Source organism: Cellulosimicrobium sp. BMG9.23 (genome assembly GCF_059159985.1).
This window is the reverse complement of sequence record NZ_JBZGBZ010000006.1, coordinates 251,080-270,496: the sequence shown is the minus strand read 5'-3', so window position 1 is coordinate 270,496 and position 19,417 is coordinate 251,080. Positions and strand designations below refer to the sequence as shown.

At 74.0% G+C, this 19,417-nt stretch carries 15 protein-coding genes; 3 read left to right on the top strand and 12 right to left on the bottom strand.

Translation table 11 applies throughout. The annotated features are described in order from the left end of the window. Positions 1-174: 174 nt before the first annotated feature. From hisF to AC4H2G_RS12235, 11 genes are all read right to left on the bottom strand, one after another. Positions 175-945: an imidazole glycerol phosphate synthase subunit HisF gene (gene hisF / locus AC4H2G_RS12285; protein WP_494366021.1), complete on the bottom strand. Its 771-nt coding sequence runs from the start codon at positions 943-945 to the stop codon at positions 175-177. After that, on the bottom strand, positions 942-1,958 hold the full coding sequence (locus AC4H2G_RS12280; RefSeq protein ID WP_494366020.1) for an FKBP-type peptidyl-prolyl cis-trans isomerase: 1,017 nt from the start codon (positions 1,956-1,958) through the stop codon (positions 942-944). The genes hisF and AC4H2G_RS12280 overlap by 4 nt, the downstream gene beginning before the upstream one ends. 39 nt (positions 1,959-1,997) lie before the next feature. Beyond that, on the bottom strand, positions 1,998-3,359 hold the full coding sequence (gene pafA / locus AC4H2G_RS12275; RefSeq protein ID WP_494366019.1) for a Pup--protein ligase: 1,362 nt from the start codon (positions 3,357-3,359) through the stop codon (positions 1,998-2,000). Between the two features lie 6 nt (positions 3,360-3,365). Next, positions 3,366-4,127 (bottom strand): proteasome subunit alpha, encoded by a 762-nt coding sequence (gene prcA, locus AC4H2G_RS12270; RefSeq protein ID WP_494366018.1) that lies wholly within the window; start codon positions 4,125-4,127, stop codon positions 3,366-3,368. Continuing rightward, the gene (gene prcB / locus AC4H2G_RS12265) at positions 4,124-5,008 is read right to left on the bottom strand and encodes a proteasome subunit beta (RefSeq protein WP_494366017.1); all 885 of its coding nucleotides are present in this window, start codon (positions 5,006-5,008) and stop codon (positions 4,124-4,126) included. The genes prcA and prcB overlap by 4 nt, the downstream gene beginning before the upstream one ends. A gap of 19 nt (positions 5,009-5,027) precedes the next feature. Further along, complete coding sequence (locus AC4H2G_RS12260; protein WP_069386939.1) at positions 5,028-5,228, bottom strand: ubiquitin-like protein Pup; 201 nt, start codon at positions 5,226-5,228, stop codon at positions 5,028-5,030. 134 nt (positions 5,229-5,362) lie between these two features. Then, a complete protein-coding gene (dop, locus tag AC4H2G_RS12255) occupies positions 5,363-6,997 on the bottom strand; it encodes a depupylase/deamidase Dop (protein WP_494366110.1) in 1,635 nt (544 codons plus the stop codon). Positions 6,998-7,367: 370 nt separating this feature from the next. Beyond that, complete coding sequence (gene arc / locus AC4H2G_RS12250; RefSeq protein ID WP_494366016.1) at positions 7,368-9,020, bottom strand: proteasome ATPase; 1,653 nt, start codon at positions 9,018-9,020, stop codon at positions 7,368-7,370. Positions 9,021-9,209: 189 nt separating this feature from the next. After that, positions 9,210-10,220 (bottom strand): tRNA (adenine-N1)-methyltransferase, encoded by a 1,011-nt coding sequence (locus tag AC4H2G_RS12245; protein ID WP_494366109.1) that lies wholly within the window; start codon positions 10,218-10,220, stop codon positions 9,210-9,212. Positions 10,221-10,414: 194 nt separating this feature from the next. Further along, a complete protein-coding gene (locus AC4H2G_RS12240; protein ID WP_494366015.1) occupies positions 10,415-11,596 on the bottom strand; it encodes a site-2 protease family protein in 1,182 nt (393 codons plus the stop codon). 9 nt (positions 11,597-11,605) lie between these two features. Beyond that, complete coding sequence (locus AC4H2G_RS12235) at positions 11,606-14,350, bottom strand: ATP-binding protein (protein WP_494366014.1); 2,745 nt, start codon at positions 14,348-14,350, stop codon at positions 11,606-11,608. Positions 14,351-14,505: 155 nt separating this feature from the next. Here AC4H2G_RS12235 and AC4H2G_RS12230 point away from each other — a divergent pair, with 155 nt between their 5' ends. The 3 genes from AC4H2G_RS12230 (at position 14,506) to AC4H2G_RS12220 (ending at position 18,649) form a co-directional block, all read left to right on the top strand. Next, complete coding sequence (locus tag AC4H2G_RS12230; protein WP_494366013.1) at positions 14,506-15,588, top strand: class I SAM-dependent methyltransferase; 1,083 nt, start codon at positions 14,506-14,508, stop codon at positions 15,586-15,588. Positions 15,589-15,613: 25 nt separating this feature from the next. Beyond that, the gene (locus AC4H2G_RS12225; RefSeq protein WP_494366012.1) at positions 15,614-17,776 is read left to right on the top strand and encodes an alpha/beta hydrolase; all 2,163 of its coding nucleotides are present in this window, start codon (positions 15,614-15,616) and stop codon (positions 17,774-17,776) included. An 87-nt stretch (positions 17,777-17,863) separates the two neighbouring features. Further along, positions 17,864-18,649 (top strand): aminoglycoside phosphotransferase family protein, encoded by a 786-nt coding sequence (locus tag AC4H2G_RS12220; protein WP_494366011.1) that lies wholly within the window; start codon positions 17,864-17,866, stop codon positions 18,647-18,649. Here the strand turns inward: AC4H2G_RS12220 and AC4H2G_RS12215 are convergent. Next, the gene (locus tag AC4H2G_RS12215) at positions 18,630-19,352 is read right to left on the bottom strand and encodes an HAD family hydrolase (RefSeq protein WP_494366010.1); all 723 of its coding nucleotides are present in this window, start codon (positions 19,350-19,352) and stop codon (positions 18,630-18,632) included. The genes AC4H2G_RS12220 and AC4H2G_RS12215 overlap by 20 nt on opposite strands. Positions 19,353-19,417 lie beyond the last annotated feature (65 nt).

Below are 19,417 nucleotides of genomic sequence, written 5' to 3'. Positions count from 1 at the left end.
GGTCAGGGCGTGGGGACGGCGGACCTTCGGTTCTGCGGGGAGGGAGTCGGAGGGGTGGGCGTCGGCACCGTTCGGGCGCGTCGTGCTGCCGGGCACGGGACGTACCTCGTCTTTCGTTCGGGATCCGACGATCTTCTCACAGCGAACCGGCCGTCCGTCCGGTTCGCGCCCGCCTCAGCGCACGGCGATGCCCGCCTCGCGCAGCGCGTCCTTGACCTGGCCGACGGTGAGCGCGCCGAAGTGGAACACGCTCGCGGCGAGGACGGCGTCGGCGCCGGCCCGTGCGGCGTCGACGAAGTGCTCCGGCGTGCCGGCTCCCCCGCTCGCGATGAGCGGAACGCGCACCTCGCGGCGCACCGCGGCGAACATCTCGAGGTCGAAGCCCGACGTCGTGCCGTCGGCGTCCATCGAGTTGAGCAGGATCTCGCCCGCGCCGAGCTCGGCCGCTCGTGCCGCCCATTCGACCGCGTCGATGCCCGTGCCGCGCCGTCCGCCGTGCGTCGTCACCTCGTAGCCGGACTCCGTGCGGGCGTCGCCGCTGACGCGTCGCGCGTCGACCGACAGCACGAGCACCTGGCTGCCGAAGCGGTCCGCGATCTCCGCGATGAGCTCCGGCCGCGCGATCGCGGCGGTGTTCACGCCCACCTTGTCCGCCCCCGCGCGCAGGAGCCGGTCGACGTCCTCGACCGCGCGCACGCCGCCGCCCACCGTGAGCGGGACGAACACCTGCTCGGCCGTGCGGCGCACGACGTCGTACGTCGTCTCGCGGTTGCCGGACGACGCCGAGACGTCGAGGAAGGTCAGCTCGTCGGCGCCCTCGCCGTCGTAGCGGGACGCGAGCTCGACGGGGTCGCCCGCGTCGCGCAGGTTCTCGAAGTTCACGCCCTTGACGACGCGGCCGGCGTCGACGTCGAGGCACGGGATCACGCGGATCGCGACGGTCATGAGGTCTCTCCTTGGTCGGCCGGCGCCTCGCCGGTCTGGTCGGTCGCGGCAGGTTCGGCGCCGTCGGTGCCGCCCGCCGCCTCCTCCGCGCTCACCGGGAAGTGCGCGTCGAGGATGTCGACGACGTACACGAGCGTCTCGCCCGCGAGCGGGCTCGCGGTGCCCTCGTAGCCGAGCTCGGGCGGGACGACGAGCAGGACCTGGCTGCCCACCGACTGCTCGAGCAGTCCCTGCTCCCAGCCCTCGATCACCTCGCCGAGGCCGATCATCACGGACGACGGGGCCGCGTCCGGGGCCCACGAGGTGTCGAACACCTCGCCGTCCGACCAGCGCACCCCGGTGTACCGGACGGTGACGACCTGGCCGGCCTCCACCTGACGTCCGTCGCCACGGATCAACGGCCGGATCCCGAGGTCGCCCGGCGGGGCGGCGTCCGGCGGGATCGTGATCGTCGGGGCGCCGTCCTCGGCGAGCGTCACCGTGGGTACGCCCTCGGCGGCCTCGGGCGCGACGGCCTCCCCGTCCGCCCGGGTCGGCAGCACGTCGACGACCAGGACGACGGGGACGCCGTCGTCCTCCTCGACGTGCACGAGGCGCGCCCCGACGCGCTGCCCGCGCAGCTCGTCGGCGAGCTCTCTGCCCACGGAGGAGTCGTCGAGCGTGAGCCACTGCGGGGCGTCCGCGTAGGTGTTCTGCAGGACCGTCGCGTCCCGCGCGTCCTGCGCGTAGAGGTTGAGCAGCACGGGATCGCCGTCCGCGAGCTCGCGTCCCGTCCCCGGCCACACCACCTCCGAGCGCACCTGGGGCACGTCGAGCGGGGTCGTGTACTCGAGCGTGGGGGGCGCGCCCGCGGAGCCGGTCACCTCGAGCGCGGTGTTCGCGGGGGTCGACGGCGTGTCCTCGGGCTCCTCGCACCCGCCCAGCAGGAGGGCGGCGACGAGCACCAGGCCGGTCGCGAGCGCACCGCGCGCGCGCCGTCGTACCGGCCGTGCCGTCTCCCCGAAGGGCCGCACGACCGCCGGAACCCCTGTCCTCACATCACGCCCCGCACGTCACATCGACTCGATGAGTCGTTCCACGCGCTCGTCGACGCTGCGGAAGGGGTCCTTGCACAGCACCGTGCGCTGCGCCTGGTCGTTGAGCTTGAGGTGCACCCAGTCCACCGTGTAGTCGCGGCGGGCCTCCTGCGCGGCGCGCACGAAGTCGCCGCGGAGCTTGGCACGCGTCGTCTGCGGCGGGACCGCGGTGGACTCGAAGACCTCGAGGTCGGTCGTGATCCGCTCGACCATGCCGCGCGCCGCGAGGAGGTTGTACAGGCCCTCGGTGCGCGAGATGTCGTGGTAGGCCAGGTCGAGCCGGGCGATGCGCGGGTCGTCGAGCTCGAGGCCGTGCTTGGCCTGGTAGCGCTGGATGAGCCGGTACTTGATGACCCAGTCCAGCTCGCGGTCGACGAGCGAGAGGTCGCCCGACTCGAGCGCGCGCAGCCCGCGCTCCCACAGGTCGAGGACCTGCTTGACGACCGGTGTCGTGGAGCCCCCCGCCTCGACGAACTCCTTGACGCGCTGCAGGTACTCCCCCTGCAGGTCGATCGCCGTGACCGTGCGCCCGCTCGCGAGCTGGACGGGCTGCTTGCCTGTCATGTCGTGGCTGATCTCCCGGATCGCCCGGATCGGGTTCTCCAGCGCGAGATCCCGCATCGGCACCCCGGCCTCGATCATGCGCAGGATGAGATCGGTCGTGCCGACCTTGAGCATGGTCGTCGTCTCCGCCATGGACGAGTCGCCCACGATGACGTGCAGCCGCCGGTAGCTCTCCGCGTCGGCGTGCGGCTCGTCGCGCGTGTTGATGATGGGCCGCGAGCGCGTGGTCGCGCTCGACACGGCCTCCCAGATGTGGTCGGCGCGCTGGGACAAGCAGTAGACCGCGCCCCGCGGGGTCGAGAGCACCTTGCCGGCCCCGGTGAGCACCTGACGCGTGATGAGGAACGGCACGAGCACGTCCGAGAGCCGCGCGAAGTCGCCCTGACGGCGCACGAGGTAGTTCTCGTGGCAGCCGTAGGAGTTGCCCGCCGAGTCCGTGTTGTTCTTGAACAGGTGGATCTTCCCGGGCAGGCCCTCGTGCTCGAGGCGCTGCTGCGCGTCGGCCACGAGGCCCTCGAGGATCCGCTCACCGCCGCGGTCGTACGCGACGAGCTGCCGAACGTCGTCGCACTCGGCGGTCGCGTACTCCGGGTGCGACCCCACGTCGAGGTACAGGCGCGAGCCGTTGCGCAGGAACACGTTGGACGAGCGCCCCCACGCGACCACCTTGCGGAACAGGTAGCGCGCGACCTCGTCGGCAGAGAGCCCGCGGCCGTCGTCCGACGCGCACGTGACGCCGTACTCCGTCTCGAGCCCGAAGATCCTGCGCTCCATGGCGTCCTACCCCTCGCTCGCCGCGCCGGGCGCGGGTTCGGCGTCGTCGCCCGTCGCCGGGGTCTCGCCGGGCGGTGCCTGCAGCAGGCCCTCGAGAACCGTCCCCGACAGGCGGCGGAACGCGCGCCGCGGTCGCGTGCGGTCGAGCACCGCGACCTCGAGCTGGTTCGCCGCGATCTCCCGCACCGGCTCGCCCTCGCCGCCGGAGCCCAGGGCCCGCACCGCGAGCCGCAGCACCTCCCCGAGGGACAGGCCGGGCTGCCACGCGTCGTCGAGGATGCGGCCCAGCTGCTCCGACTGCCCGCCCATGACGACGTGACCCTGCTCGTCGGCCACGGACCCGTCGTAGGAGAGGCGGTAGATCTGGTCCTGCGCGGACGTCGGCCCGACCTCGGCGACGACGAGCTCGACCTCGAGCGGCTTGGACTCCGTAGTGAAGACCGTGCCGAGCGTCTGGGCGTACGCGTTCGCCAGTCCCCGCGCGTTGACGTCCGTGCGGTCGTAGGAGTAGCCGCGCAGGTCGGCGTAGCGCACCCCCGCGACGCGCAGGTTCTCGAACTCGTTGTACTTGCCGACCGCGGCGAACGCGATGCGGTCGTAGATCTCGGAGATCTTGTGCAGCGCGCGCGACGGGTTCTCCGTCGCGAACGCGATCCCGTCCTCGTACGCGAGCACGACGACGGAACGGCCCCGGGCGATGCCCTTGCGCGCGAAGTCGGCCCGGTCCTTCATGAGCTGCTCGGGCGAGACGTAGAACGGCATCGTCATGCGAGGTCACCTCCGTGCTCGGTCGTGCCGCGACCGCCCGCGAGTCCGCGACGCTCGGCGACGATCTCCTCGACGACCGCCTCGAGCTCGGCCTCCGGGACCCGCTCGTACCCGGCCCCCGTCACCACGGCGACGATCGGCCAGATCCGGCGGACCGTGTCGGGTCCCCCCGTCGCGGAGTCGTCGTCCGCGGCGTCGAACAGCGACTCGACCGCGACCCGGACGACCGCGTCGCGGTCCAGGCCCGGTCGCCACAGCTTCTTCAGCGCACCCCGGGCGAACACCGACCCGGAGCCGACGCTGTGGTGCTCGCGCTCCTCGTAGCGCCCGCCCGTGACGTCGTAGGAGAAGATGCGGCCCTGCCCGCGGTCGAGGTCGAACCCCGCGAACAGCGGCACCACGGCGAGGCCCTGCATCGCCATGCCGAGGTTCTGCCGGATCATCGTCGACAGGCGGTTCGCCTTGCCGTCGAGCGAGAGCAGCGTGCCCTCGATCTTCTCGTAGTGCTCGAGCTCGAGCTGGAACAGGCGCACGAGCTCGACCGCGAGGCCCGCCGTGCCGGCGATGCCGACTGCGGAGAACTCGTCCGCCGGGAAGACCTTCTCGATCTCGCGGTGCGCGATCATCGAGCCCATCGTCGCGCGCCGGTCGCCGGCCATCACGACGCCGCCCGCGCCGTCGGCCCCGAACGTGCACGCCACGATCGTCGTGGCGTGCGGGGCCGCGGGCGCCGCGCCGGAGCCCGCGTGCGACGCCGCGCGGTGCGACGGCAGCAGGTCAGGAGCGTGCCCGGAGAGGAAGTCGAGGAACGACGACGACCCGGGGGTCGTGAACGCGTCGGGGAGCCGCCCAGGAAGGCGATCGGGCTGGTGGGTGCTCATCAGCGGTCCGCCACGCTTCCTACTCGCCGCCCTTCTGCACGAAGCCCCGGACGAAGGACTCCGCGTTCGTCTCCAGGACCTCGTCGATCTCCTCGAGCAGCGCGTCCACCTCGGCATCGCGTGACTGCGCCTGCGGCGCCGTGGGGACCTCCGGTGCGTCCGGCTCGTCGTCGGGACGACGGTCCTCGTGCGACGCGTGGGTGCGTTCCGTACCCGCCATGGTGGCCTCCTCGTCCGCCGGTCGTGACCGGCGCTCGTCCTCCGACCCGCACGCGGCCCGGCCGCGAGCGGTTCCTGCTCGCACGCGACGCCCCGTGCGGGGCGCCGTCGTGCGTCCAGCCTAGTTCCTGACCGTCACCCCGGTGCCGCGAGACCCGCCAGGAGGGACGCCGCGTCAGGGCTCGCGTCGAGCAGCGCGCCGATGTGGGCGCGGCTGCCCCGCAACGGGTCCATCATCGGGACGCGCTGCAGCGACGGCGAGCCGGGCACGTCGAAGATCACCGAGTCCCAGCTCGCCGCCGACACCTGGTCCCCGAACCGCGCCATGACCTCGCCGCGGAAGTACGCGCGCGTGTCCTCCGGCGCGTGGTGCACCGCCGCCCCGACCTCACGCTCCGTGACGACCCGGTCGACCGCACCGGCCGCGAGCAGACGGTGGTAGATCCCGCGCTCCGGCCGCACGTCGGACCACTGCAGGTCCAGCGCCGCGAGCCGCGAGTGTCCCCAGTCCAGACCGTCGCGCTCGCGCAACCGGTCGAGCAGACGCAGCTTCGCGACCCACTCGACGTCACGCGCGCACGACTCCCGGTCGGTCGCGAGGCGCGTCAGGACGGACTCCCAGCGCTCCAGCACGTCGCGCGTCGGCGCGTCCGGACCGTCGGCGTCCGCCAGACGCCGGGACGCGTCGACCGCGACCTCGAGGTACTCGCGCTGGATCTCCAGCGCGGTGAGCGTCCGGCCGTCGGCGAGCCGCAGTCCCTGCGTCAGGTCGAGGTCGCGGCTCACGCGCTGCACGTCGCCCACCGGGTCGGCGAGCCGCAGGCCCGCGAGCCGGGACCGCACCGCGGCGCCGAGCTCCTCCAGGTGCTCGACGACGAACAGCACGAGCGACGTCGTGCCCGTCTTGAGGTACGTCGCCGGCTCGAAGAGGTTCGCGTCGCCGATGATGAGGTGCAGCCGCCGCCACCGCTGCCGGTCGGCGTGCGGCTCGTCGCGGGTGTTGACGATCGGGCGCCGCAGCGTCGTCTCCAGACCCACCTCGGCCTCGACGTAGTCCGCGCGCTGCGAGACCTGGAACCCGTCCTCGTCGCCCGTGGGACCGAGCCCCACCCGCCCCGAGCCAGCGAACACCTGTCGCGTGACGAGGAACGGCGTGAGGATCTCCACGATCACCCCGAACGGCACCGCCCGTTCCACGAGGTAGTTCTCGTGCGTGCCGTAGCTCGCACCCTTGCCGTCGACGTTGTTCTTGTAGAGCACCACCGGAGCGCCCGGCGCGTTCGCCAGCTCGCGCGACGCCGCGAGCATCACCCGTTCCCCCGCGACGTCCCAGCACACCGCGTCGTGCGGCACCGTGACCTCCGGCGACGAGTACTCCGGGTGCGCGTGGTCGACGTACAGCCGCGCGCCGTTCGTGAGGATCACGTTCGCGGCGCTCGGGTCGTCGTACTCCTCCGTCGTCGGCCGCGCGACCTCCTGGAACGAGGCGTCCTTCTCGTCGGCCCCGTCCCTCGCGACCGGTCCCGACGGCGCCGGCGCGGCCGGGTCGTCCGTGAGCAGCGACGGGTGCGCCGACGCGCGCGGCACGTGGAACCCCCGCGCGTCCTGCAGCGGGTCCTCGTCGTCGTAGTCCCAGCGCGCACGGCCCCGAGCCCCGTCGCTGCGTGCAGCGAGCGCACGGTACGTCGTGACGACCTGGCTCGACATGAGCATCGGGTTCGCCAGGGGCTGTCCCGGCTGCAGCACGCCGTACTCCGTCTCGATCCCCATGACCCGTCGTACGCTCACGCGCCCACCCTAAGCCGCACCTGCGACGACGCGTCGGCCGTGTCCACGGCCGCGCCCGTCGGTGCTCGGGCTGGCTGCGCGTCGTGGTGCCCGGGTCCGCGGGTGGCGCGTCGTCGGTGCTCGGGCTGGCCGCGCCGTCACCACGGTCATCCGGCCGTGGGTTCGAGGAGCGCGGCCTTGACGCCCTTCGCATCCGACGTCGCCCCACCCGCTCATCCGCTCCCTCACCACCGCGCACGGTGACGTCCGTGCGCGACGGCGCCGGGGCGTGGCCGGAGGGGCGGCCGCACGGCCGCCCCGGAGTGCCACGACCCGGCGCCACCTACACCCCGGCTCGGCCGACCCGGGAGCGCTACAGGTACTGGCCGGTGTTCGTGACGGTGTCGATGGTGCGCGGGGAGCCGCCCTCGCCCTTCTTCTGGACGATCGTGCGGATGAAGACGATGCGCTCGCCCTTCTTGCCGCTGATGCGCGCCCAGTCGTCGGGGTTGGTGGTGTTCGGCAGGTCCTCGTTCTCCTTGAACTCGTCGACGCACGCCGCCAGGAGGTGATCGACACGGATGCCGCGCTGGCCGGTGGCGAGGAGGTCCTTGATCGCGGACTTCTTCGCGCGGTCGACGACGTTCTGGATCATCGCGCCGGAGTTGAAGTCCTTGAAGTAGAGGATCTCCTTGTCGCCGCTCGCGTACGTGACCTCGAGGAACTGGTTCTCCTCGTCCTCGGAGTACATGCGCTCGACGACGGAGCGGATCATCGCGTCGAGCACCTCGCGCTCGTCGCCGCCGTGCTCGGCGAGGTCCGCAGCGTGGATCGGCAGGTCGTCGGTGAGGTACTTGGCGAAGATCTCCTTCGCTCCCTCGGCGTCGGGTCGCTCGATCTTGATCTTCACGTCGAGACGTCCCGGGCGCAGGATCGCCGGGTCGATCATGTCCTCGCGGTTCGAGGCGCCGATGACGATGACGTTGTCCAGGCGCTCGACGCCGTCGATCTCCGAGAGGAGCTGGGGCACGATCGTCGTCTCGACGTCCGACGAGAGGCCCGTGCCGCGCGTGCGGAAGAGCGACTCCATCTCGTCGAAGAACACGACGACGGGCGTGCCCTGGGACGCCTTCTCGCGTGCTCGGGCGAAGATCAGCCGGATGTGCCGCTCGGTCTCGCCGACGTACTTGTTGAGCAGCTCCGGGCCCTTGACGTTGAGGAAGAAGCTCTTCGCGGTGCCGGGTTCGACGTCCTCGCCGCGCGAGCGGGCGACGGTGTGGGCGAGCGAGTTGGCGACCGCCTTGGCGATGAGCGTCTTGCCGCAGCCGGGCGGCCCGTAGAGCAGGACGCCCTTCGGCGGGCGCAGCCCGTGCTCGCGGAACAGGTCGGGGTGCGTGAACGGCAGCTCGACGGCGTCGCGGATCTGCTCGATCTGCGGGCCGAGGCCTCCGATGTCCTCGTACCGGATGTCCGGCACCTCCTCGAGGACGAGCTCCTCGACCTCGGACTTCGGGATGACCTCGAACACGAAGCCCGAACGCGTGTCGATCGTCAGGGAGTCGCCGACGCGCAGCGTGGTGTGCGCGACGGAGCCCGCGAGGCGCACGACCCGCTCCTCGTCGGCACGCCCGACGACGAGCGCGCGGTCGGCGTCGAGGACCTCCTTGACCGTGACGATCTCGCCGGTGCGCTCGTAGCCGCCGGCGGCGACGACCGTCATGGCCTCGTTGAGCTTGACCTCCTGGCCGGGGCGCAGGCGTTCGACGTCGAGGCTCGGGCTCGCGCCCACGTGCATCTTGCGCCCCGACGCGGACACGTCGACCGAGCCGTCGGGGTGCGCCGCGAGGAACACGGCGTACGTGCCCGGGGGCTTGGCCAGGTCGTCGATCTGGCGCTTGAGGTCGAGGATCTGGTCGCGGGCGGCGCGCAGCGCCTCGGCGAGCCTCTCGTTCTTCGCGGAGAGCAGCGCGAGCTCTCGCGCGCCGCTGGGCGCGCCCTCGTCGCTGCGGCCGAATGTCTCGCTCATCGGGTGTTCCCCTCTCGCCGGCGGGTCACCCGGTCGCCGCGGGCGGCCGGACGGCGCGCGGCCTGCGCCGCGACCGTGCCGTGGTCGGCCACCACCGGCGATCGGGTCTAGACCTTAGGCACAATTCTCGTCCGCGTACACGGACGACACCCACGGTGAGACGACGCGGTACCGATCGTTACCGGAACGTCACGCACCCGACACGTCGTCCGTGGGCCCCTCCGCGGCGGCCGGGCCGGCAGCCGGGCCAGCATCCGGGCCCGCACCCGTCGCCTCTCCGGGCGCCTGCCCGACGTCGCGCCGCACGCGGCGGATCTTCTTCTCGGACACGGGGCGCTCACCGAGCTCCTCAGGGGACCACTGCTCGGCGTCGGTCGGGTACGCGCCCTTCGCGGGCCGGCGCTTGCGCTCGGGCGGTGCGACGCCGTCCGCCAGACGCCTCGCCGTGAGGAGGAACCCGGTGTGCCCGATCATGCGGTGCTGCGGGCGCACCGCGAGCCCTTCGAGGTGCCAGCCACGGACCATCGACTCCCACGCGACCGGCTCGGCGTACCGGCCGTCCGAGCGCAGGTCCTCGGCGAGGCGGGACAGCTGGGTGGTCGTCGCGACGTAGCAGACGAGCACCCCGCCGGGCACGAGAGCGCGCGCCACGACGTCGAGGTTCTCCCACGGTGCGAGCATGTCGAGCACGACGCGGTCCACGGTGCCGTCGGCGGCGACGGTCGGCAGGACGTCGGCGAGGTCGCCCACCGAGAGCGTCCACGCGGGGTGCTCGCCGCCGAAGAAGTTCTCGACGTTGCCGCGCGCGATCGCCGCGAAGTCCTCGCGCCGCTCGATCGAGTGGAGGTCGCCCGTATCGCCGACGGCGCGCAGGAGCGACATGGTCAGCGCACCCGAGCCCACGCCGGCCTCGATCACGCGCGCACCGGGGAAGACGTCGGCCATCGCGACGATCTGTCCGGCGTCCTTGGGGTAGACCACCGCGGCACCGCGCGGCATGGACAGCACGTAGTCGGACAGCAGCGGGCGCAGCGCGAGGTACTCGATCTCCGCGGTGTTGCGCACGACCGAGCCCTCGGGCGCCCCGATGAGATCGTCGTGCTTCAGATAGCCCTTGTGCGTGTGGAACGTGGCGCCCGGGGCGAGCGTGATGGTGTGCAGGCGGCCCCGGGGATCCGTGAGCTGCACCTTGTCCCCCACGCGCAGCGGACCGCGCCGCTGGTCGGCGCCCGTCGCGACGGCGCGCGCTGGGCCGTCCGCGGTCTCGGGGGCGGAGGGCTGGCCGGGCGGGGTGGCGGTGGGCTCGTCGGTCACGGGCGACCATCCTACGGGGCCGCCTGCGCGGGCCTTGCGAGCCCCGCCCGTGCGCTCCGGACCACCCGTGGCGGACGGGTTCAGCGCCGTCGTGCGTCGCGCAGCGCGGCGACGACCCGGGCGACCTCGAGCGCCCCGACGACGCGGCCGCCGTCGGTCACGGGGACGACGGCCGCCTGCCGCCCCACACGGGCGAGCGCGGCGAACATCTCCTGCCCGGCGAGGGCGGCGTCCACCGCGGTCCTGGGCGGCAGCGGCACGGCGACCGCGCCGACGGGCGTCGTCTCGGCGACGTCGGGCGGGACCGCGGCGGCCGCGGCCGGGTCGACGTACCCGACGGTCCGCCCACCGTCGTCGACCAGCACGGCCAGGACGTGCGGCCCGCCCGCGAGCGCCACAGCATGGCCGACCGCCGCGACGGACGCGCCGGACGAGACGGGGACAGCCGGACCGGCAAGGGCCCGCACGGACAGGCCCGAGACCGCCTCGCGCGTCCGCCCGGCCGCGATCGCCTGCCCCGCGCCGGACCAGAGGAAGGCGCCGATGAGGGCCGCCCAGGCGACGGTCCAGAGGGAGGGCTGCCGGCCGACCGACAGCGGCCACAGCAGCGCCCACGCGACAACTCCCACGGCGACGGCCCGACCGACCCAGCCCGCCGCGACCGTGCCCTTCGTCCGCGAGCCGGTCGCCGCCCACACGGCGGACTCGAGGATCTGCCCGCCGTCGAGCGGGAGCCCGGGCAGGAGGTTGAAGAAGCCGACGAACGCGTTGGAGAACGCGCCCGCGTAGAGCAGCAGCGCGGGGACGGAGAAGACGTCCATGGCCTGGAAGCTGACCCAGAACACGACGGCGAGCGCGAGGTTGGTGAGCGGACCCACCACGGAGATGAGGAACCCGTCGAGCGGACGGGCCGACGTGCCGGAGTACGCGGTGTGGCCGCCCCACAGCGTGACGGCGAGCTCGGTCACGTGCTGGCCCCGCGCACGGGCGACGAGCGCGTGCGCGACCTCGTGGAGGAAGACCGACCCGAAGAGCAGCAGCACGAACGCGAACGACACGAGGAACCGCTCGCGGCCGAGGTGGGGGGCCAGGCTCTCGACCGTCGGCGCGAACAGCACGGTGAGGATCGCGGCGGCGATGAACCACGACGGCGTGAGGATGACGGGGGCACCCGACACACGACCGATCACCCATCCCTTGGTGCGCCCGGGCGCGTCCTGACGTGCGGGCGTGCGGGGGGCTCGGGGCTCTGGTCCGTCCACCGGCACAGACTATGCGGTCGGCGGGTCCGCTCCCCGGAGCACGTCGGCGAGCTCCTCCCGGGAGTGGATGCCGAGTCTCGTGTAGACCTTGCGCAGGTGGTACTCGATCGTCTTGGGGCTGAGGAACAGGGCCGCCGCCGCCTCCCGCGTCGTCCGTCCCTCGGCGAGGAGCAGGCAGACCTGCAGCTCCTGCGGCGTGAGCGCACCTGGGCCGACGACACCACGTGGCGCGACCTTCTCGCCGGTCGCCTCGAGCTCGGTCCGGGCGTTCTCGGCCCAGACGACCGCACCGAGCGTGTCGAACGTCCCCAGCGCGTCCCGCAGGAGCGGTCGGGCGTCCACGCGCCGCCCCGCACGGCGCAGCCGCATCCCGAAGGCGAGCTGTGTCCGTGCCCGCTCGAAGACGTCCCGGGTCTGCGCGTGACGCGCGAGGGCCGACCCGAAGTGCGCCGCGAACTCGTCCTCGGCGGCGACGAGGCCGAGCGCCCGGTCGGCGCGGGCACGGGTCCACGGGCGGCCGCTCGCGGTCGCCGCGACCGCGAACTGCGCAGCGACCGCCCGGGCCGCCTCGGCCCGCCCTGTGCGTTCCAGGGCGTCCACCAGCTCCGGCCCCGGGTGCAGGTCGGGGTCGCCGACGCCCAGCTCCCTGAGCCGCGCTGCGAGCGCCGTGAGCCGGTCTGCCGCCTCGCCCGGTGTGCCCTCCGACAGCGCGAGGTCACCGAGCGCGAGCTCGCACCAGATCTCGCCGAAGAGCATCGACCGCTCGCGGCAGAGCGCCGACGCGTCGGCCGCGTGCTCCCGGCACGCAGCGCTCCGCCCGGCGCGCGCCTCGAGCCAGGTGAGTCCGGCGAGCGCCATGGCCAGCTCCCCGCCCTGACCGGTCTCCCGGGCCAGCCGTGCGGCCTCGTCGTAGTTGGCGGCCGCCCGCTCCCAGGCGTTCGACGTCGCCTGGTCCCGGGCGACGTGGAAGAGGACGTCGGGCAAGGCCCCGACCCCGACGCGCGTGCGGACCTGGTCCACCAGGTCGCGCAGCCGTGCGCCGTCGACGGCATCGCGCAGGAACAGCGGCGCCAGCATCAACCACGGCAGCGCCGCGGGGTGCGCGAGCGGGTCGGCGTGCTCGGCCAGCAGCGCGACGGCGGCGCGGAGCCGGGCGGTGCTGTCGCGCCCGAGCAGGACGCCCGACGCCCCGGACGACGCGAGCCCGACGGCCCGGGCCACGGGATCCGTCGTGTCGGGCAGCGACGCGACGAGCCGTGCCTCGACACGGCGCAGCGCGGTCGTGTCGACGAGGTACATGCAGGCGCGCGTGGCCTCGGCGAGGAGCAGGACGCGCTCGTCGACCGAGGCGAGGTCCGCCGCCCGCTCGAGCAGGTCCAGCCCGTCGCGCACCGAGCCCGAGCGCATCGCGATGGTGGCACGCAGCTCCGCACCGGGAGCGGAGGGTGGCCCGCTCGAGGGCTCGGCGTCGTCCAGCAGCGCGAGCGCCCGCTCCGGCACGCCTCCGTCCCAGGCTGCCCGGGCGGACGCGAGGAGCCGCGAACGTGCCCTCTCGGGCGCCGGGCTCAGGTGGGCCGCACGCTCGAGCGCGGTCGACGCGACGGTGAACGCCGTCCGTGCCGCCGCCCGGTCCCCGAGCTGCTCGAGGAGCGTCGCGACGTCCTCGTCGAGCCGGGTCGTGGCGGCCGCCAGATGCCACGCGCGGCGGTCGGCGTCCACGGACGCGAGCTCGGTGGCGAGGCTCCGGTGCGCGCGCCGTCGGAGCTCACGGTCGGCCGCGCCGTAGACGACCGAGCGCAGCAGCGGGTGCCGGAAGGTGACGTGCTCGCCACCGACCGTCAGCAGCCCGGCCCGGGCGGCACCGTCCAAGCCTGCGGGGTCGAGGTCGAGCCGACGGCACGCGGCACGGGTCAGCCGGAGGTCGCCCCCGGCGAGCGTCGCCACGAGGGCGACCGCGCGCTCGGCCGTCGACAGGGCGTCCAGCCGCCGCCCGAACGCCCTCTGGAGCCTCTCGGGGAGGGTGGGCGGGAACCCTGCGGCGGCGTCGCCCGCGGTCGCGTCGTCCCCCGGTTCGGCCGCGAGCTCGAGCAGCGCGAGGGGGTTCCCGCCCGTCTCCCGGTACAGCTCGTCGAGCGCGCGCGACGGCCCGTCCGGATACGCCGCGGAGAGCAGCCGTGCGGCGGCGTCCGGGGCGATGCCGCCGAGCGCGAGCGCCGGCAGGTCGTGCACGGCCTCCGGGAGCTCGCCGCTGCGCCCCGCGACAAGGACTGCGACCGGGTCGTCGCGCACGCGGCGGGCGGCGAACGCCAGCGCGTCGACCGACGGCCGGTCCGCCCAGTGCACGTCGTCCAGCACGACGACGACGGGGCCGTCCTCGGCGTAGCGGCTGAGCAGGCTCAGGGTCGCCGCGCCGATCGCGAACCGGTCCCTCCCGTCGCCGGGACGGAGGCTGAGCGCCGCTCCGAGCTCGCGGGCCTGCGGGCCGGGGATGTCGTCGAGCAGCGGCAGGGCGGGCAGCAGCAGCGCGTGGAGCGCCGCGAACGGCAGGTCCCGCTCCACCTCCGCGGGCGTCACCTCGAGCACACGCGTGACCCCGCCGTCGCCGACGGCGGTCGCGACCGCGTCGGACAGCAGCGCGGTCTTGCCGATCCCCGGCTCCCCCGTGACCACCAGCGCGCCACCACGGCCGAGACGCGCCGAGGCGAGGAGGCGGGAGACCGTCTCCTGCTCGGCGGCCCTGCCGAGGAGCACCACGTCCATGAGTCTAGAGAGGCGCCCGCCAGGCCCGACGGGACGAGCCTCTGCGTCTCGGACGACCAGGGGGGCCACCTGACGCGGGCGGAACGGGCCCACGCCTACGTTCGCCGGTACCGGCACCCGCCGGGACACCGACACCACAGGAGCATCCGATGACCACCTCGAGCGAGGCGCCCCCGGCCCTCGACATGGACGCCCTCATGGCGTTCGTCTTCCGCGCCGTCGACGAGGTCGGCGCGACCCTCAACGCGGCGCTCGTCGTCCTCGGCGACAAGCTCGGCTACTACCGGGACCTCGCCGCCCACGGCCCCACCACGCCGGCCGAGCTGGCCCAGCGCACCGGCACCGCCGAGCCGTACGCGCGGGAGTGGCTCAACGCCCAGGCCGCGGGCGCCTACCTGACGTACGACCCGCCGTCGGGCCGGTACACGCTCCCGCCCGAGCAGGCGGTCGCGCTCACGGTCGAGGACAGCCCGGCGTTCCTGCCCGGCTTCTTCCAGATCGCCCTGGGCACCGTGCACGACGTCGACCACGTCCTCGACGCCGCCCGGAGCGGCGGCGGGTTCGGCTGGCACGAGCACGTCACCGACGTCCACGTCGGCTGCGAGCGGTTCTTCCGCCCCAGCTACCACGCGCACCTCGTCGACGAGTGGCTCCCCGCGCTCGACGGGGTCGTCGAGAAGCTGCAGGCAGGCGCCCTCGTCGCGGACGTGGGCTGCGGGCACGGCGCGTCGACCGTGCTCATGGCCCAGGCCTTCCCGCGGTCGCGGTTCGTGGGCTCCGACTACCACCCCGAGTCGATCGCCACCGCACGGCAGCGGGCGGCGGACGCGGGCGTCTCGGACCGCGTCCGGTTCGAGGTGGCCTCGGCCCAGGAGCTCCCCGGGACAGGGTTCGACCTCGTGACGATGTTCGACTGCCTGCACGACATGGGCGACCCCGTCGGGGCCGCCGAGCAGGTCCGGCGCGCGCTGGCTCCGGACGGCACCTGGATGGTCGTCGAGCCGATGGCCGGGGACCACGTGGAGGACAACCTCAACCCCGTGGGGCGGGCGTACTACGGCTTCTCCACGCTGCTGTGCACGCCCGCGTCGCTGTCGCAGGACGTCGGGCTCGCGCTCGGCACGCAGGCCGGCCCGGCCCGCATCCGGGACGTCGCGACCGCGGCGGGCTTCGGCCGGTTCGCGTCCGTCGCCGAGACGCCGTTCAACCGCGTCCTGGAGATCCGGGCCTGACGCTCGGGGGCCAGGAGGAGTAGGAATGAGTATGGAACTGAGGGAGCCGCGGCCAGCACGCCCGCCCGACCGCACCGGCGTCGCCGTCCGGGACGGCGTGCGGCTCCCCTGGGCCGTCCACGGCAGCGGCGAGACCACCGTGCTGCTGCTGCCGACCTGGTCCCTCGTGCGGTCCCGGTTCTGGAAGGCCCAGGTGCCCTTCCTGTCGCGCTCCTTCCGCGTCGTCACGTTCGACGGCCGCGGCAGCGGGGACGCCGGCCGGCCGGAGGGCGCCGCGGCCTACACCGACGAGCAGTACGCGGCGGACGCGGCCGCTGTGCTGGACGACACGGAGACCGACCGGGCCGTCGTCGTGGGGTACTCCTGCGGGGCGGCCTGGGCGGTCCACCTGGCGGTGGCCCACCCGGCGCGCGTGCAGGGGATCGTCGCCATCGCCCCCTCGTGCGGGCTGGCGGTCTCGATGCCGGAGCGCGAGCAGTACGCGTGGGACCACCATCACGACACCACGGAGGGCTGGGCCAAGTACAACAAGGAGTACTGGCTCGGCGGCGGGTACGACGACTACGTCGACTTCTTCGCCGGGAAGATGTTCACCGAGCCCCACTCCACGAAGCAGATCGAGGACGTCGTCGGCTGGGCCCACGAGGTCAGCCCGCAGACGCTCGCCGACACCACGGCCGGTCGGCTCGGGCTCGAGGGCGCCACGCGGACGCCGCTCGACCCCCTGTGCGAGGAGGTCCGCTGCCCGGTGCTCGTCGTGCACGGGACGCAGGACGCCGTCCGTCCCGCCGCCATCGGGGAGCGGCTCGCCGCGCTCACGGGGGGCGAGCTCGTCCTCGTCGACGGCGGCGGGCACGGGCTGCCGGCGCGCGACCCGGTGCGGGTCAACCTCCTGGTCCGGGAGTTCGTCGAGCGGACCGCGACGACCGAGAACCCGCTCTCGCCGCGCCGTCTGACCTGGACGCACGCGCAGCGCCGGCGCCGCCGGGCCCTGTACCTGTCCTCCCCGATCGGCCTCGGCCACGCCCGGCGCGACCTGGCGGTCGTGCAGACGCTGCGGGAGCACCACCCGGATCTCGAGGTCGACTGGCTGACGCAACACCCGGTGACCCGCGTGCTCGCCGACGCCGGCGAGCGGGTGCACCCTGCCTCGGCGTGGCTCGCCAACGAGTCCGCCCACGTCGAGGACGAGTCCGCCGACCACGACCTGCACGCGTTCCAGGCGATCCGCCGGATGGACGAGATCATGGTCGCCAACTTCATGGTGTTCGCCGACGTCGTGGCCGACGGCGACTACGACCTCGTCGTCGGGGACGAGGCGTGGGACGTCGACCACTTCCTGCACGAGAACCCCGAGCTCAAGCGGTTCTCGTTCGCGTGGATGACCGACTTCGTCGGCTGGGTCCCGATGCCCGACGGCGGCGCCCGGGAGGCCGCGCTCACCGCGGACTACAACGCCGAGATGGTCGAGCAGCGGGCGCGCTACCGGCGGGTCCGGGACCGCTCGGTCTTCGTCGGCGACCCGGCCGACGTGGTCGACCTTCCGCTCGGCCCCGGCCTCCCGGGGATCCGGGAGTGGACCGAGGACAACTTCGACTTCGCCGGCTACGTCACGGGGTTCGTCCCGCCGAGCGTGGGCGAGCGCGAGGAGCTGCGGCACCGTCTGGGCTACGGCGCCGACGACGTGCTGTGCGTCGTCACCGTCGGCGGTTCCGGCGTGGGCGCCTCGCTCCTGCGGCGCGTGCTCGACGCCGTCCCGACGGCGCGACGGCTGGTCGACGGGCTGCACGTCCTCGTCGTGACCGGCCCCCGGATCGACCCCGCGAGCCTGCCGCGACGGGCCGGTGTCACGTACCGCGGCTACGTCCCCGAGCTGTACCGGCACCTGGCGGCGTGCGACCTCGCCGTCGTGCAGGGCGGCCTCACGACGTGCATGGAGCTCGCCGCCGCGGGCACGCCGTTCCTCTACGTCCCGCTCCGGCACCACTTCGAGCAGAACGTCCACGTCCGGCACCGGCTCGAGCGCTACGGCGCGGGCCGGTGCGTGGAGTTCGCCGAGGCGTCCGACCCGGACGCGCTCGCTGCGGCGATGGTGGCCGAGCTCTCCGGCGGCCGCGACCGGCGCACCCTGCCGGTCGAGACCGACGGCGCCGCGCGCGCCGCCGCGATCCTCGCCGGGCTGCTCTGAGCCGCTGCTCTGAGCCGCTGCTCTGAGCTGCACTGCCTCGGCTCCCCGACCTCGCAGCGGAGGGACGGCTCGTGCGACCATCGCCCCGTGCGCACCGACGACGCCGACACCCCGGAGAGCCCGCTGCCGGGCGGGAACGTGAACGACGTCGTGCGCGTCGGAGACACCGTCCACCGGACCGCCGGTCCGTGGACGCCGACCGTGCACGCGCTGCTCGCGTGGGTACGGGCGCACGGGGTGACGTCGGTCCCGGCGCCGCTGGGCCTCGACGCGCAGGGCCGTGAGGTCCTGACGTGGCTGGAGGGCGAGGTCGGCGGCTGGCCGGTCCCGGACTGGGTCTGGCACCCGGACACCCTGCGTGCGGCCGGCGCGATGCTGCGGGAGTGGCACGACGCCACCGTCGGCTTCGCCGCGGACGGCGCGACGTGGCGCTCCCCCGTGCGCGAGCCGGCGGAGGTCGTGTGCCTCAACGACGCCGCGCCCTACAACATGGTCCACGCCGACGGCGGTCTGGTCGGGTTCATCGACGTCGACATGGCCTCCCCCGGTCCCCGGGTCTGGGACCTGGCGTACCTCGCGTACCGGATGTGCGGGTGGTGCGAGGACATGCCCGTCCCCGGTCCACCGGCGCCCGAGATCGCACCACGGGACCGGTTGACCGTCCTGCTCGACGGCTACGGTCGCGATCTCGCGCCGGCTCCCGACGAGGTCTTGACGACCGTGCGCCGTCGCCTCCTGGACCTCGCCGACTGGACCGACGAGCACGCGAGTGCGACCGGCCGCCCGGAGCTGCACGAGCATGCGGCGATGTACCGGCGCGACGCCGGGCGCGTGGTACCGGGAGGTCCCCCGGTCAGCGGCCGACGGGCATGAGGTCCACGACCTCGCCGTCGACGAGACGTGCGAGCAGGTCGAGGTGGACGTGCTCGAGGGACGGCGTGCGGCTCAGGCCGGGCGCCGGGTCGACCGGGACCACGGCCTCGACGCCGAGCGTCGCGGCGCCGGACGCGAGGGCGGACGCGATGCCCGCCGGCGAGTCCTCGATCGCCAGGCACCGCGCGATGTCGACGCCCAGGCGCTCCGCGGCGAGGAGGTAGGGCTCCGGGTCGGGCTTGCCGCGCTCGACCTCGTCCCCGCACACGAGCACCTGGAACGCGTCCGCGGGCGCGAGCGCAGCGACGGGCTCGGCGAGCTCCCGGTAGGACATCGTCACGAGGGCGCACGGGACACCCGCCTCGCGCAGCGACGCCAGCAGCTCGCGCGCACCCGGCTGCCACGGCACCTCGACGCGGACCTGCTCGATCACGCGGCCGATGAGGAACTGCACGATCTCCTCGACGGGCAGGTCGACGCCGCCGCGCTCGCGGATGATCTGCGCCGAGGTGAGCAGCGGGTTGCCGACGAGCGACATCGCGTCCTCGTGGGTCCAGGTGCCGCCGTGGGCGTCGACGAGCTCGTGCTCCGCCGCGATCCAGTACGGCTCGGTGTCCACGAGCGTGCCGTCCATGTCCCACAGGACGGCGGCGGGCAGCGCGTCGCGGGGCACGGGTGCGGGGGCAGGGCGTGGCGAGGTCAACTCGGGCTCCAGGGGTGGGGGTCGGTGCGAGGCCGCGCCGGGGCGCCGGCCCGCTCCCACCCTAC